The organism is Micromonospora sp. WMMD1155 (genome assembly GCF_029581275.1).
Lineage (GTDB): Bacteria > Actinomycetota > Actinomycetes > Mycobacteriales > Micromonosporaceae > Micromonospora.
In genome coordinates this window covers 6,087,662-6,102,369 of record NZ_CP120742.1, presented here as the reverse complement: position 1 = coordinate 6,102,369, position 14,708 = coordinate 6,087,662, and the positions used below count along the sequence as shown (strand labels likewise).

At 73.6% G+C, this 14,708-nt stretch carries 11 protein-coding genes; all 11 read right to left on the bottom strand.

Annotated features, from left to right (window positions below; genetic code table 11):
- Nucleotides 1-145: 145 nt before the first annotated feature.
- The 11 genes from O7617_RS27815 to O7617_RS27765 all read right to left on the bottom strand — a co-directional run bounded on the left by O7617_RS27815 (nucleotide 146) and on the right by O7617_RS27765 (nucleotide 14,706).
- Nucleotides 146-928 (bottom strand): BTAD domain-containing putative transcriptional regulator, encoded by a 783-nt coding sequence (locus tag O7617_RS27815; RefSeq protein WP_282259175.1) that lies wholly within the window; start codon nucleotides 926-928, stop codon nucleotides 146-148.
- Nucleotides 929-1,065: 137 nt separating this feature from the next.
- The gene (locus tag O7617_RS27810; RefSeq protein WP_282259174.1) at nucleotides 1,066-2,193 is read right to left on the bottom strand and encodes a hypothetical protein; all 1,128 of its coding nucleotides are present in this window, start codon (nucleotides 2,191-2,193) and stop codon (nucleotides 1,066-1,068) included.
- A gap of 13 nt (nucleotides 2,194-2,206) precedes the next feature.
- Complete coding sequence (locus O7617_RS27805) at nucleotides 2,207-4,552, bottom strand: hypothetical protein (RefSeq protein ID WP_282259173.1); 2,346 nt, start codon at nucleotides 4,550-4,552, stop codon at nucleotides 2,207-2,209.
- 11 nt (nucleotides 4,553-4,563) lie between these two features.
- On the bottom strand, nucleotides 4,564-6,000 hold the full coding sequence (locus tag O7617_RS27800) for a baseplate J/gp47 family protein (RefSeq protein WP_282259172.1): 1,437 nt from the start codon (nucleotides 5,998-6,000) through the stop codon (nucleotides 4,564-4,566).
- Entirely contained in the window at nucleotides 5,993-6,496 is a 504-nt protein-coding gene (locus O7617_RS27795) for a hypothetical protein (protein ID WP_282259171.1), read from the bottom strand. Before O7617_RS27795 ends, O7617_RS27800 begins: the two co-directional genes overlap by 8 nt.
- Before the next feature lies 1 nt (nucleotide 6,497).
- Nucleotides 6,498-6,821: a hypothetical protein gene (locus tag O7617_RS27790; RefSeq protein ID WP_282259170.1), complete on the bottom strand. Its 324-nt coding sequence runs from the start codon at nucleotides 6,819-6,821 to the stop codon at nucleotides 6,498-6,500.
- Nucleotides 6,822-6,832: 11 nt separating this feature from the next.
- Nucleotides 6,833-8,860: a hypothetical protein gene (locus O7617_RS27785; protein ID WP_282259169.1), complete on the bottom strand. Its 2,028-nt coding sequence runs from the start codon at nucleotides 8,858-8,860 to the stop codon at nucleotides 6,833-6,835.
- On the bottom strand, nucleotides 8,857-9,507 hold the full coding sequence (locus O7617_RS27780; RefSeq protein WP_282259168.1) for a hypothetical protein: 651 nt from the start codon (nucleotides 9,505-9,507) through the stop codon (nucleotides 8,857-8,859). The genes O7617_RS27785 and O7617_RS27780 overlap by 4 nt, the downstream gene beginning before the upstream one ends.
- Nucleotides 9,507-10,007 (bottom strand): hypothetical protein, encoded by a 501-nt coding sequence (locus tag O7617_RS27775; RefSeq protein ID WP_053659787.1) that lies wholly within the window; start codon nucleotides 10,005-10,007, stop codon nucleotides 9,507-9,509. Before O7617_RS27775 ends, O7617_RS27780 begins: the two co-directional genes overlap by 1 nt.
- Nucleotides 10,008-10,009: 2 nt before the next feature.
- Complete coding sequence (locus O7617_RS27770; protein WP_282259167.1) at nucleotides 10,010-11,488, bottom strand: hypothetical protein; 1,479 nt, start codon at nucleotides 11,486-11,488, stop codon at nucleotides 10,010-10,012.
- Nucleotides 11,485-14,706, bottom strand: a complete 3,222-nt coding sequence (locus tag O7617_RS27765; protein WP_282259166.1) for a hypothetical protein — start codon at nucleotides 14,704-14,706, stop codon at nucleotides 11,485-11,487. Before O7617_RS27765 ends, O7617_RS27770 begins: the two co-directional genes overlap by 4 nt.
- Between the last annotated feature and the right edge of the window lie 2 nt (nucleotides 14,707-14,708).

Here is a 14,708-nt window from a genome sequence, read left to right as displayed (position 1 = left end):
TCTGCACCCATGGGCGCACCGGCTACAGACGGTGACTGTCGCCTCCGCGGGTGCAGAGCAAAGGACGGAAGGGAGGTGTCCGGGGGACGCGGCTGTGGACGGCCGAGAGAGGGCGGGCGAAAGTGCGGGGCCGGGAAGGCGCCGGCTACGGAGACGGCACTGTCGCACCGGTCGCACCGGCGCGGACCAGCTGCTCCAGCCAGGGTGTCGGGGCGACGCCCAACTCCCGGCCCAGGTCGGCGCGGAACAGCTCGAACCGCCGTACCGCCTCGTTGATGTTGCGCTCGGCCAGGTGCACGGCGATCAACGCCCGGGTGGCGCTCTCCCGCAGCGGCTCCAGGTGCACGGCGGTCAGCGCCACCTGCACCGCCTCGCTGAACCGGCCCTGCGTGGTGAGCCGCTCGGCGAGGGCCTCCAGCGCGTACAGCCGGGTTTGGCGCAGGCGTTCCCGCTCGGTCAGGACCCAGTCGTCGTACCAGCCGGGCAGCAACTCGCCGATCGCCAGCGCGGGCACGCCCGGGCCGACACCGACCGCCGGTGATCCACCGGCCAGGAGGGCGGTGGCCGCCGCGCCCAGGGCGGCCACGTCGCTGGTGACCCCGGGGGCCAGGGCCAGCCGGTCGTCCTCCCGCACCAGCGGTTCGGGGGTCACCCGGTGCAGCCGCCAGAGCATGGTGCGCAGGTTGGCGCGGGCACGCTCCTCGTGCGAGCCGGGCCAGAGCGTGCCGGCGGCCTCGGACCGGGCACAGCGCTGACGGACGCCGAGGTAGGCCAGCAGTCGACGGGCGCCCTGCGGCACCGGCACCGCCCGGCCGTCGCGTTCCAACCCGAACCCGCCGAGCAGCCGTAACGCGTACCGGGGAGGCACCCCCGTGTCGGTCTCGGGTGTCCCGGTGCGATGGTCCCGCGTCACCTCGTGAACAGCCATGCATGCGCCCTTCGCACCCGATCGCCCCGTGGGAGTTCCACGGTCGGGTGTGGACGATGGTCACACCAGCGCAGTGTCGTCACACCGACCCGGCGAGCGGCGTGGATCAACCGTTCGCCGGAGTCGGTGCCAGCCGTTCAGCGCAGCTTGCTCAGCGTCTGGGCGTAGCCGGTCCACTCGGCGGCATCGCCGACGTCGGCGCGTACCCCGGCCTCCTTCATGATGCCGAGCACCTGCTCGGCGGGCGCGTCGGCCAGCTTCCCGAGGGTGCTGATCCCGGCGCGGGCCAGCGCGGCGCGGGCCTTGGTCGGCACCCCGGCGAGCATGGCGATGTCGGCGTCGGCGATGTTCTCCAGCTCGGCTTCGACGCCGAGCGCGGCGGAGACCGCCGACTGGGCGCCGACCGTCGTGCGGACGATGACGGCCTCCCGCTCGCTCACCTCCGCGAACATCGCGTCCAGGCTGGGGTAGCTGGTGTCGGCGGGCAGCACCTTGAGCACGTCGCGGATGGTCCGGCCGTCGGCCACCTCGTCCTCGCCGAAGAACCGGATGAACTCCACCAGCTTCACCTCGCGCGGGAAGCGCTGCCGGACGTCGCCGTGCTCGGCGGCGTACCGGGCGAGTTGGGCGGCACCACGGACCTTCGGTCCGACCACCACGTCCACCCCGAGGGTCTCCACGGCGGGCAGCACGATCGTGCCGGCCTTGGTCTGCCAGATGCTGACCTTCTTGTCCATGAACATCGTGGTGCCCATGTACTTGCCGAAGTCGAGCGCGCCGATGTAGTTGGGGATCTGCTCGAAGGTGTACGGACCGGGCACGATCTTGTTCTCGTGCACCGTCGAGTGCAGCCGGTTGATCTCCGCGCGGATCTCGTCGAGCAGCCGGCGCAGGCTGACCCGCATGGCCGCCATACAGGAGAACGCCTTCGCCAGGTCGGCGCCGAGGTGGTCCAGATCGTGCTCGATGCGGTGGAACCGCTCGTTGAAGCCCTGCTCGCCGGGGGTCTGCCCGGCCTGCACCACGTCCTCGCCGTCGACCCAGTCGGTGTGCGCGAAGGTACGCGCGAACGGTGGCGGCGCGCAGCCCGGCTCCACCGCCGGGAACGACTCGGCGTAACTGAACACCCGCTTCGCGGTGCCCACGTTCTCGTAGATCCAGGACGAGACCAGCACGCTGGCGTCGGACGCCGGAATGCCGTGCTTGGTGAACGCCTCGTACAGCTCGGTGACGGTCACCCCGTCGTAGTTGATCTCACTCGCCATGGTGGTGTCCCTCTCAGAGCTGGTCGTACACGCCGCGGTGCCGGCGTTGCTGGAAGGTGCGGAAGGTGCGGGCCACCGCCGGGCGCAGCGGCTCAGCGGTGCCGTCGTCGTCGAGGTCGACGTGGTCGCGACGGATGCCGAACGTGTTGACCTCCACGCCGAGCGGACAGACCCGCGACAGCGCGTTCATCAGCCGCTCGTACTGCTCCAGGTTCACCGTCACCCCGTCGGGCAGCTCCACCCGGAACTCGTACGGGTCGGTCCGGCCGGTCCGCACGTAGGACAGCGCCACCACGGCGACCAGCCCGGTGTGGGTGGGCCGCAGCACGGTCCGCGCGCCGACCGCCTTGATCTCCGCGGTGCCGCCGCCGAGCCCCACCGTGTACCAGCGGAACCCGGTGGCCCGGCGCTCGGCCAGGTTCAGCCCGGCCTGCGGCAGGCCGATCACGCTGCACACCAGCAGGATCCGGTTGCCCGTCTCGACGAGGGGCAGCGCGGCGGCGAGGTGCTGGTCGCGCAGCAACCCGACCAACCGGGCGAGCCGGTCACCGGCGGCCGGCTGGCCCGCGATCAACGCGGCGGCCAACGCGGCCGGCAGTTCGATGGTCTCCACCAGCTCGTCGGGGAGGCGGTTCAGTGCGGCCACCACCGGCGCCGGGTCCCGTACCGCCGGCAGACCGGCGGCGGCCAGGACCGCGTCGACCGGTTGACCGGCCGGTCGGGTCGGCACGGCCGCCCACCGGGTTCGCGCCACCGCGTCGGTCAGCGGGTTCCACGCCGTCTCACCGGCGCTGGTCCAGGCCGTCCCGGCCGCGGCCAGCCCGGCCAGCAGCAACGCGTTACCGCCCGGGTCGCCGGGCGCGTGGAACTGCGCCTCGACGTTCGTGTCCGCGCCGACCGCCGCGCTCAGCGGCGCGGTCACCGCCAGCCCTCGGGTGGGCAGGTGCGACAGGTACATCCGGGTGGTGCTGATCCGGTGCGTGGTCGGCAGCCCGCAGACCCGCCACAGCCACGCCACCTCGCCGTCGGCCGCCACGGTGGGCACACCGGCGGCGCGGGCGGCGGCGATCAGTGCCTCGGCGGTCCGGTCGGCGGTGACCGCGCGCCCGGTGTCCAGCACCCGGTTGCGCAGGTCGGTCGCCTGCGCGGGGGTCGGCCAGCTCACGTCCACGCCGAGACCCAACTCGTAGCGGCTGCCACCGGCGTCGTCCTGGGCCCGGGTCACCTGCCACACGATCGACGAGCCGAGCGCCCGACAGACCCGCCCCGCCCGGTCCAGCGCGGCGGCCAGCGGCGGCGCGATGCCGTGCGTGCTGTCGAAGGTGTACGACTGGCGCAGGCTGGCCCGCAGCGCGGTGATCTCGGTCAGCCGGTTGGCGGGCAACGCCCGGCCGGCGTGCACCGTGTTGTTCGGCGGGGTGTTCGCGGGCAGCACGAGACGGTCCCGGCGCAGGTGGGCGAGGAAGTTCGTGCGGTGCTGGGGATCACCGGCGGCGACCAGCCGGATCGCCACCGCGAACCGGTCGTCGTCCTCGCGCAGGGTGAACCGTGCGCCGCCGGGCAGGTCGGCGAAGAGCCCGGTGTTCGGGTCGGTGTCCGCGCCGGGGCCGTTGAGCAGCGTGCGTACCGCACCCGGTGTGGGCAGCAGGAACCGTCGGTAGAGCCCGAGCCGGTGGGCGTACGCGGCGTCCGGCTCGCGGGCCGGTGGGGCCAGGCGGCGGGCGTACACCTCGCCGTTGGTGGGCTCGTGCACCAGTTCGTCGACGAAGCGGGCCACCCCGACGTCCGCGCCGATCCGGTCCAGCGCGTCGCGGCGGGCGTGCGCCAGGGTGCGGTAGGCGTGCACCTCCCGGGCCGCGCGGCGCAGCCGGTTTTTCTCGTACGACACCAGGTAGAGCAGTCGACCCAGGTTGCCCTCCAGCACGGCCAGCTCGATCAGCCCGGTGAGCGCGGCACCGGTGACCGCCGTGGCGGCGGCGCCGTCGACGGCGCGCTCGGCCGTGACGGCGACGGCGAACGAGGCCACGAGGGGCTCGTCGGTGGTGTCCGGGACGTACGCGGGCACCGACGCCCCGGCCGCCGACCACGGCGCGAAGACCACCGGCGGTAGCGCCCGCTCCCCCGCGCCGCCCGGGTCGACGGTGACGGTCACCCGCACGGTCTCCTCGGCCAGGTCGCGGCGCAGCACGACGGTGAGCAGCGGATGCCGGCTGGTCCAGTCCAGCACCGCGGCGCCGGTGCCGGTGAGGGGCACCACCACCCGCCGGACCGTTCCGGGGTAGGGGCCTTCCAGCTGGTCGACGAGGTTACGTTCGACGGACGGGTCGGCGCCGTCCACCGGTACCCGGATGTCGGTCATCGGGCCCCCGCTCAGACGATCCGGAACGGCCGGGGGTCGTCCCGGTCGACGTAGACGGGCACCTGGTTCGCGGCGAGTACCGCGTTGTCGCCGACCGGCAGTCGCTGCACGCCGTCGCCGGTGGGCGCGGTGCCGGTCACCACCACCGCCGAGTCGGCCGGGAAGCGGACCAGCCGCAGGTCGCGCACGTCGGCGACGCCCGGCTCGTTCATCAGCGTCCAGATCACCTCGGCGGCGCGGACCGGCTCGCCGAAGGGCAACTCGTCGACGTAGCGGCGCAGTCGGGCGTGCAGTCGGGCCCGCAGCTCGGCGGCGGCGGTGGACGCGTTCACCGTCTCCTTCGAGCCGGTGGGCAGTGGCAGGCCCCGGATCACCAGGTCGGCCTCGACGCCGATGCCCACCTCGTCGGCGCGGTCCACCGAGGCGAAGATGCCCACCGGGCGCAGATCCTCGATGACCGACTCGACGGCGGCGTGCAGACCGTCCGGGCCGTCCCAGATGGCGGCGGCGGTCGGCGCGACGAGGACCGTGACGTAGTACGGGTTGCCCAGGTCGCGTTCGGTGCTGAAGACCCGCTCGATGAAATTGAAGTTGCCGAAGATGGACTGGTTGAGGTCCAACCCGCCCCGGCCGTCGAAGACCTGCACCTGACGTACGCCGGGCACGGTGGCCACGGCGAGGCCGATCGCCTCGGCGGTCCAGATGGAGCGGGGCGCGGCCAGCAGCAGTTGCCGGTAGCGGGCGTCGGGAACCTGCTGTTCGCCCCCGGTGAGCGCGACGGTGTGGGTGATCTCCACCAGCTCCGACCCGGCGGCCTGTTCGGCGTCGTCCAGGTCGGCCAGCAGGGTGTCGGCCCGGTTCCACCTGTCGATCTTCTGGTTGGGTTGTGCGGGGTCGAGGTTGTGCGCGGGGCCCGGGTAGAAGGCGGCGACGGCCGGCACCCGTTCGGCCACGGCGGTGGAGAGCACCACCGTCTCGTCCAGGGCCACGTGGTGCCCGCCGGGGGTGGACAGTCGGGCGCCCCGGGGCAGGGTGAGCTGCGTGCGGCCGGTGGGCAGTGCGGCCTTCAGTTTCAGCTTCACCGTGCCCCGCGCCGGCAGGTACGGGCGGGGGATGCCGAGTTCCTCGCCGAGGCGGGTCAGCGCGTCGGCGGTCGCGGACACCACGTACGAGTTGTCGTAGACGGCGCCGAGCGCCGCCCAGAGACGGGCGTCCTCCAGCGCGGCCAGTTCGAGGACCTTGCGCAGCACCGCGCCGCTGGTGAGGTCGATGTCGTCGCCGAGAAGCAGCCGGGCGGTGGCCAGCTTCTCGGCGAGCAGTCGGGCGAAGGACTTCGGTACGAAGCCGCTCTCGACGATGCCGAAGCCGGTCGAGCCGGTGGACCGCAGCGCGGCGGCGTCGACGGCCAGCACGTCGGCCAGCTCGGCCGGGACTGTCGGATCAGACATTGGGCAGCTCCCCGAGATGCACCGAGAGCCGGTCGTCGGTGATGGTTTCGAACTGGACCTGGACCTGGAGGGTGCGCGACGCGCGCAGCGCGGCCGCCGCCGCGTCGTCGGCACGGCCCGCGCCGAGGCGACCGTCGTCGAGGTTCACGTCGACGATCTTGCGGACGCGCGGGTCCCGGTCGAGCAGGGTGATGATGCCGATGCGTACCTGTTCGCGGATCAGGTTCGGCTCGATGTGCTCGGCGAGGGCGTTGAGACCGTCGAAGCCGAAGGTGGCGTCGAAGACGTTGGAGCCGCGCAGCGTGGTCAGCGCCACCGCGAGGCTCTGGGCCACGTTGTCGGTGCCGGCGACCAACGCCAGCACCCGGCCGTTGGGCCCGTCGTCGAAGACGACGTCGCGGGCCAGGTCCACACCGGGCATGGTGGGTTCGAAGGCGAGGCCCCAGCCGAGGTAGCGGCGCTGGGCGGCCTGCCGTTCCCGTTCGGTCCGGTCCATCTCAGACCGCCTTCAGCTTGCTCTGCCCGGCGGTGGCGGCCAGGCCGGAGGTGCTGCCGTCGGTGGCGCCGCTGAGCGAGCCCAGTGCCACCCCGACCCCGCCCACGGTGAGCTTGCCGGCGGCTCCGGTCGCCGAGACCACGGTGCTGCACTGCTTGGTGGAGTTGCTGGTGGCGATGGTGCAGCCGGCCACCGACTTGCCGGTGATGCCGTCCAACCGGACCACCGGGACGCGGTTGACTGTCACCTTGCCCTGCCCGGCCGGGGAGACCTTCCCCTGGCTGGGGCAGTGCACGTCGCTCGACGTGGTGAGCACGAAGGCCATGTCGGTCTCCCTCAGTGGACGTTCATCGCGTTGGCGACCTGGACGTCGACGTCGTCGGCGGCGATGTTGACGGTGCCGCCGCTGATGTTCACCGGGCCGTCGCCCGCGTCCAGGTCGATCTGAGTGGCGGTGATGGTGATCGAGCCGTCCTGCTTCATGACGATCGACGACCCGCCGGCGGCGTGTTCGATGGTGATGCTGTCGGCCTCGTCGGCCCGGGCCGGGCGCTGGCCGCGACCCCTCAACTGGGCTCGGCCCACCCGTACGGTCAGCTCGCCCAGCTCGATGACCCGGTTGCCGTCGCCGTCGGTGAGGTCGTGCGCCACCTTGCCGTCGTGGTCGGCGGGCACCACCGTGTCGCCGATCGACGAGCGACTGTCGGTGGCCACCCCGACCGGCAGCGACAACCACCAGTCCCCCGGCTGGGACACCGGGGCGTGCCCGGTGGGCCAGAGCGCGCCCACCTCCACCGGGTCGTCCGGCGCGCCGTTGCGGTAGGCCAGCGCCACCCGGGTGCCCGGGTAGCGGGGCAGGATGAGCCCGCAACCACCCCACGCGAACGGGGTCAGGTAGGTCACCCCGGGCAGCGGGGCGGGCTGTTCCCGGCGGACCGGCAGGCGGCGGGCGGCGTTGGGGCGGCCGTCCGGGCGAACGAGGCCCTCCCACACCGTCTCGGTCTGCGCCGGTGGTTCGACCGCCCCGCTGGCGTTGGTGGCCGCCGCGCGTACCTCGCCGATCTCCAGGCCGCGGGTCTCGCCCCGGGCCGCCCGGGCGGCGCGGCGTACCGCCTCGGCGGCGGCCGCACCGGGCGACGACGCCGGTCCGGCGGGCTCGGCGGCGGCCACGCCGGAGGCGTCACTCCAGCTGTCCCACGCCTGCGCGCCGGAGGCCACCTCGACGCCCTGCACCACGGTGACGAACCCGGCGGTCCGCGACACTGTGTGCCGGGCGGCGCTGAGGTAGAGCAGTTTCGCCCCCGCGCCCAGCTCCCCGGTCGACGGGGCGAACGGCGCGGCGAACGACCCGAGCAGGGCCGCGCCGACGCTGCCCAGCGTGGTGGCCTCGTCGGTGGCGGGCGGGTCGAAGCGCACCAGGTCGCCGGGCTTCAGGTCCGGGCGGCCCTTGAGGGTCAGCGTCCACGCCTTACGGCGCGGCGCGGCGGTGCCGCCGGATTCGGTGGCCGCGTACGGGTCGGTGTCCTGGCTGCCGTTCTCGGTGCAGGCCAGCAGGCCGGTGGCGAGGGTGAGCGGCTTCGGTTCGCCCTCCGGGTACGGGATCGGCCGCTTGCCGACGTGCACGGTGCCGTCGCGGATCAACAGCATTCCCCGCCCGTACGCGTTGAGCGACTGCTGCACCGCGCCGCCGATCCGCTCCAGCGCGGCCCGGTAGAGCAGCCCGGCGCCGAAGGCGGCCCGTTCGTCCCCGGCCGCCTCGGTGGCGCCGGAGGTCATCGTGCCGTCCGGGTCGGCACCCCAGGTGGTGATGTCCACTCCGGTGCGCCGGGCGATGGCCGAGACCGCGGCGCTGAAGGTGGCGGCCTCGAAGCGTTCCGCGACCCGCTGACCGAGCCGGGCGTACGCCTGCTCGACGAGGGTCAACTCGGTGTCGTAGGTCCGTTCGCCGGTGAGTCGGCGGACCTTCGTCACCCGCAGTACGGCGACCAGCGCCTGGGTCAACTCGGCCGGGGTGGGGCCGGCGTTGACGCCGACCAGGTTGGTGAAGAACGCGCCGACCGAGGTGTTGGCGTCGCGCCAGTACAGGTGCAGCTTCGCCACCAGCGGCGGTTGCCCCTCGGCGGTGCGCAGCGCGGCGAAGTGTTCGTCGATGAGCCCCTGCACGGTGACCGTGTACGCGCCCGGGCCCAGCCCGTCGGGCAGGGCGGCGTCGATGGCCGCGTAGTAGTCGGCGCTGGTCAGGGTGAGCGCCACGTCGGGGCTGAGCCCGGTCGGGGTCTCCCGGTGGAAGGTGATGGTCCAGCCGGCGTCGTTGCCGACCGCGCCCTGACGGACCTGACCGGTCTGGAACGGCGTGAGCGTCATCGCAGCACCCTCCGCAGCTTCTTGTCGAGCAGGTAGCGGTAGCGCAGGCGGGCCGGGCCCAGCTCGGACTCGACGCGCTGCGCGGGTGGGCGGCGACGCCAGACGAACTCGTTGATCGGCGGCGGCCCGAACTGGTCCACCGCGCGGTCGGCCCGTCGCCAGGCCAGCGCCATGGACGAGCCGTAGTCGCCGGAGCCGCGTACCGTCCCGGCGTGCAGCAGCCAGGCGAGCACCAGCACCTCGACGGCGACCGGGGCGGACCCGGTGGGGTCGGCGGGTGCGCCGGCGTCCGGGCAGACCCGGCGCAGACCGGCGGCGAGCGGCACCGAGCCGAGGATCCGGGTGCCCTGGCGGACGACGAGGCGCAGCGGCACCCGGCCGACCAGCGCCGGGGGCGGGGGTGCGGTCGGCGGCGCGGGCCGGGGGGCCAGGTCGTCGGCGGAGCTGCTCACCACGGCGAGCGGGTCGGTGGCCAGCCATTGCCGGGCCAGCCCGGTGGGCAGGATCAGCACCGCGTGCACACCGGCGCCCAGCTCGACGCGGTGCGGGAGGCCGGCGGTGAGGTTCTGCCGTACCTCGGTGAACCCGTCGGGCACCTCGACTGGTGTCTCCGGCAGCAGGTAGCGGTCGATCGGGAACGGTGGCATCAGTTGCCCAACCCGTCGGCGAGCGCGCCGACTCCGATGCTGGCCACGTCGAGCAGCTTGCCGAGCAGGCTGGGACGGGGCACGTGGACGAGGGTGATGGTGGTGTCCAGGACGTCGCGGCGCGCGGCGGAGGCGTTGAAGGTCAACGACTGCACCTGCATGTCGGTGCGGATGGTCATCGAGGTGACCAGGATCAGCCCGCCGAACTTCCCCCCGGAGTACGCGGCGAGGGCGGTTCCGCGTTTGCTCGCCTCGGCCATCGTCTCCAGGGCGAACTTCCAGGCGTAGCGTTCCGCGCCGACGAGCACGCCGGTCAGCGTGATGGTGTCGTCGTGGGTGGCCACGATGGCCTTGTGCGCGGTGGAGCCGATCGGCGGCAGGTGGTACGTCTGCGCCAGGGAGATGGCGGTGACCGCCCACAGGGGGATCGGCAGCACCCCGTCGCTGATGATCGCCGACGGCACCGTTCCGTACCGCATGAAGCTGCTGGTGATGGCCATGCTCAGCGCCCTCCGACGGGTGGCAGTGGCACCGGCGTACCGGTGGGTTCGACGGCCAGGCCGAGGTCGCGCAGGGCCTGGGTGATCTCGCGTACCTCACCGGCGGCGCTGGTGACGCGAAGCCGCAGCCGACGCTCCGCCAGCGCGGCGCTGATCCGCGCGGGTCGGGTGGACGCGGAGCCGCGCCGGTTGATCCGGTCGATCTCGGCGGCGGCGTCCTCCATCCGGGAGATCGCGTCGAGGATCCGCGGGTCGGGGGTGAACCCGGGGTCGTCGCGTTGCAGTCGGGTGACGGCGTCGCGGAAGTCGGCGGCGTCTCGGCGCAGGTTGGCGACGAGGTTGTCGGTGAGCGCGCTGACCCCGGTGACGCTGGTGGCCCGGTGCGACTTGTCGTCGATCAGCCACACCCACCCGTCGTGCCCGATGCCGACCAGGTCGGTGCCGGCGACCTTGACGTTGGCGTCCGGGCCCTTGAGGAACAGCTCGATGCTGCTCAGTGAGAACGCGGCGCTGTACTCGCCGAGGACACCCCGGCCGTAGGTGACCATGTCGTGGCGCAGGTAGGCGCGGAAGCCGGGGCCGTCGTCGGCGCGGCCACCCCGGTCGCGGAAACGCCGCCACAGGGTGGTCAGGGCCTCCGGGTTGTGCAGGGCGAGTTGCTGGGTGAGCCAGACGTCGCCGCCGGCCACCACCGCCCGCAGGTCCGCGTCCCCGATCCGGGCGAGGGCCTCGGCGAGCCGGGCGTCGTTCACCTGCAGGGCGCGGGAGCGGGCCCGACCGAGGTCGTCGACGGCGGTTCGCAGCCGCGCCAGCTCGTCGGGGGTCAACCGTCCGCCCAGGCGGGTCTCCAGGTCCGCGACGGCGGCCCGCTTGGCGCTCTCGCTCTCGGCGGCCACCGTGCGCCACAGCGCGGCCGGTTCCAGCTCGGCGGCGCGGCGCAGCGCGGCCTGCCGGTCCGCCGGCATGGCCCGGAACGCGTCGCCGACCATCGCGGCGGGCTCGACGTGCCGGCCGGCCGCGCCGCCGCCGGCGTCGAACTCCCGCAACAGCGAGTCGGCGTACGCGGCGGAGTCGTCGGCCAACCGCAGCGGCGCGTCGCCGACGATGCCGTCACGGGGTCGGCTCAGCTCGCGCATCTCGGTGCTGAGCTGGTCGAAGTACTCGCCGAGGGTGGCCACCCGCACTCCCTCGGGCAGGGTGCCGCCCTCCAGCACGTGGTCGAGGATCGCGGCGATGTTGTCGCGCAGCACGGCGATGCGTTCCAACCGGTTGAGCGCGTTGCCCAGGTGCAGGTCACCGACGTCGTCCACGATGCGGCGGATGAGGTGTTCCAGCAGCCGCCGCGAGCGCACCTCACCGGCCTCGCTGTGCTCCGCGACGGTGCGCATGAAGCGGCGCAGCCGGGGGTTCGCGTCGGCGGCGGCGTGCACGGCGGCGGCGTCGAGGAACCGGCCGGCGCGGAACCGGCGCGGCCCGGTCACGGCCGCACCACCGGTACGCGCGGCCCGGCGGCGGCACCAGCGGGCGGGGAGTCGAGCACCATGAGGATGAACCGGGCGCCCTCCGGGCCGCCGACCGCGCCGCTGAGCATCGCCTCGCGTTCCACGTACGCGAGGATCGGCTCCATCAGCTTCTGCACGACCCGTTCCAGCACCTCGTTGAGGAGGATCTCGGTGAGGAAGCTCTGGAGCAGGTCGCGGGACGCGGCCTCGACGATCTGCCGGGTGACGCGGCGCACCACGTACCCCCGGGCGGCGCGCAGCCCGGCGCGGACGCCGAAGCGCAGGGCGACCCGGCCGCCGCGCACGGCCGCGCCGCCGATGGTGCCGACCTCCGGGATCAACGACATCGCCAGCCCGAGGTACGCGGCGAACAGCTCGACCTCGACCTCGGTGCGGGTGAGCACCACCTCCGGGTCGAGCATGGAGCCGTACAGGCGCTCGCGCTGGTGGGCGTGCGCCACGTCGACGGCGGCGACGGCCACCCCGACCACGAAGCCCAACGGTGGGCAGAGCACGGACAGCGCGATGATCCCCACCATGGTGGCGAACGCGCTCAGCGCCTCCCGGCCCAGTTCGGTGCCGAACAGGTCGTCGACCCCGGTGGCGTAGTACAGGTTGCCGCCGAAGAACTCGCCGATCTGCTGGTGGGTGACCAGGTGGATGCCCTGCAGCGCGAACCGTCCGCCGGGGATCGTCGCCGACGGGATGTGTTCGCTGATCCGGCTGGACCGGAACGCGAACCGGGCGTCGGTGCGGGCACGGCCGAGCATCTCGGTGTTGTTGCGCCGCATGTCCTGCAGCACCCGCCACAGCTCGTCGCGGATCGCCGCGCGGTTGCCGGCGAAGCGGGCCAGCACGTCGGGCAGGTCGGTGATCTGCTTGACCAGCGGGTCGACGCCCTCGGCCTCGCCGCGCTGGATGACCAGTGCCTGTTCGATCTCGGCGAGGGTCCACAGCACCGCGTGCGAGTCGCGGATCCGGGTGGCGCCGTCGCGTTCGACGATCTCACCGGCCGCGCCGGGGCTGCTCAGCGCGGCCTCGGTGGCGAGGAAGGCGCTGGAGACGGCGCGGGCGGCTCCGTACCAGGCGGTGGACGGGTTGGCCATGCTCAGCGTGGCGACGGTGCCGCCGCCGAGGTCGGTGTGCGCTTGCGTCCACCGGGCGGCCTCGTGGCGGCGCAGCCGCTCCCGCAACCCCTGCAACTCGGCGTAGTCGGTGAGCTGGGAGACGATCAACCGCTCGAAGATCGGGGCGTACCTGTCGAAGTTGGTGATCCGCGCGTCGATGCCGGTCCGCGAGCTGAGCAGCAGTTGCACCAGCATCGCCTGGCTGCCGACGACGAAGAGCTGCCCGACGGAGCCCTTCATGGCCGCGCTGAACGGCTGGACGAAGTGCAGGTTCCAGGACGCGGACGTGTCGATCCAGCCGCCCTGGATCCGGGCGAAGTGCTCGGGCCGGCTGTAGCGGTCCATCACGAGGTGGGCGAGGCGGTCCAGGCGGGGCACCACCCCGGCCAGGTGGCGCAGGAACTGCACGGCGGGCGAGGCGACCGGCCGGAAGTCCAGCGGGCCGAGCCGTCCGGTGCCCTCCGGAACGGGTCGGGCGAACGCCTCCCGCTCGGCCGAGCCGACCAGCAGGCTGATCGCCGCGGCCCGACCGCGCAGCATGGCGGCGGCCTGGAGGCAGAAGTTCGCCGGATACCGGCAGGGCTCGCCCATCTGGAGCCGGAACGCGATGTCGTCCATCAGTCGGCGCAGTTCGTCGCCGTCCGGGCCGAGCGCGGCCAGTTCCGGTTCGCCGTTGAAGGGGGCGCAGGCCGGCATCTCGGAGTGTGCGCCGGTGACGGCGGGGAACCGTCGACCGTCGGTGCCGGGTGGGGCGCTGGGGGTGCTCGGGTCGAAGACGAACCCGCCCCGACGTGCCCCGCCGGTGCCGTCCCCGCTGCCACCGGCACCCCCGCCGGGTCCGGTGCCGGTGCCCAGTCCACCCGGCCCGCTGCCACCCGGCCCGCTGCTCGTACCACCGGGTCCGCTGCCGGGGCCGGATCCACTGCCCGCGCCCGCGTCGCTGCCGTCGCCGATGCTTCCCCCGGGCGGCGCGTTCGGATCGGGTGGGGTGGCCGGTCGGTGCTCGACGCTGATCGGCAACAGGTTCGCCGTACCGGTCCAGTGCAGCGTGCTGTCGGTCTCCTCGGTGCCCACCAGCAGCAGCGAGACCCCGCCGATGCTGACCACCACGAGGCAGGTCGGCACCGCACCGCCCACCGAGGCGAGGATCGCGTCGACCCGCCGGGTCACCTCGGCGTCGACGGCCCGTTCGATCTGCGCCTGGTACTCGTCCACGCTGGTGGTCTCGCCGCGCGGCTGGGCAGCGCGCAACCGTTGCCGGATGTCGGCGCTCAACTCCTCGTCCACCATCGCCACCAGAGCGCTGCGGTCGGCCACCGGCCGCCGCTGCACGGTGCCCGGCTGCGGGCTGGGCACCCGCTCCTCCACCTCGAAGTGCGGCTGCGGAGTGGGCCGGAACACCGTCTCGCCGAACCGCTCGAAGGTGAGGACCGACAGTGGAGTCGTGGTCACCATGATCGCCCAGACCGGCCGCCCGTCGGAGCCGCTCACCCGCGCGATGATCCCCTGCGGGGTGCCGGACGGGAGGCCACCGTGCTGGCGTACCGCCTCGCGGGCCAGCTCGGCGAAGTGACCTGCCAGGTAGGAGGCCGGGCGCAGCAGCCACTGGTAGGTCACCCGGGGCGGCTCGTCGCCGTCCACCGGCACCTCGGCGGCGTCCCCACCGTCGTCGTAGGACGGCACCCGGTAGACCGCGAGGAGGTGACGCATCCGCTGCGGGTCGAACAGCTCCTCCGCCGGCTCGCTCAACGGCACGGCCACCCCGGGCGGCAGCCCCGGGTCCAGTCGCGCCGCGGTGACCACCTCGTCGACGCGCCGGCGCAGCCGGGCCTCGAACGCCCGCCGGTCGTCCGGGGACACCGCCTGCACACCCGCGCCGGTCCAACCGAACTCCGGCGCTTCGGCGCGTACCTCCAGGTAGCCGCCACGGGGCGCGACCACCTCGCGGCGGGAGCGTTCCAACGCGCGGGCCATGGCCGCGGCGAGCGCCTCGGTCACGGCCTCCGGCCGCTCGGTCACCGACCGGGCGTCCAGCCGGATCCGCACCGGCACGTGCACCGAGATGGCCACCG

Bases quoted from the DNA above. Each gene is read 5' to 3' on its own strand.
- O7617_RS27780 (WP_282259168.1), bottom strand. From the start codon at position 9,507: ATGCCACCGTTCCCGATCGACCGCTACCTGCTGCCGGAGACACCAGTC.
- O7617_RS27800 (WP_282259172.1), bottom strand. From the start codon at position 6,000: ATGTCTGATCCGACAGTCCCGGCCGAGCTGGCCGACGTGCTGGCCGTC.
- O7617_RS27775 (WP_053659787.1), bottom strand. From the start codon at position 10,007: ATGGCCATCACCAGCAGCTTCATGCGGTACGGAACGGTGCCGTCGGCG.
- O7617_RS27815 (WP_282259175.1), bottom strand. From the start codon at position 928: ATGGCTGTTCACGAGGTGACGCGGGACCATCGCACCGGGACACCCGAG.
- O7617_RS27805 (WP_282259173.1), bottom strand. From the start codon at position 4,552: ATGACCGACATCCGGGTACCGGTGGACGGCGCCGACCCGTCCGTCGAA.
- O7617_RS27785 (WP_282259169.1), bottom strand. From the start codon at position 8,860: ATGACGCTCACGCCGTTCCAGACCGGTCAGGTCCGTCAGGGCGCGGTC.
- O7617_RS27810 (WP_282259174.1), bottom strand. From the start codon at position 2,193: ATGGCGAGTGAGATCAACTACGACGGGGTGACCGTCACCGAGCTGTAC.
- O7617_RS27790 (WP_282259170.1), bottom strand. From the start codon at position 6,821: ATGGCCTTCGTGCTCACCACGTCGAGCGACGTGCACTGCCCCAGCCAG.
- O7617_RS27795 (WP_282259171.1), bottom strand. From the start codon at position 6,496: ATGGACCGGACCGAACGGGAACGGCAGGCCGCCCAGCGCCGCTACCTC.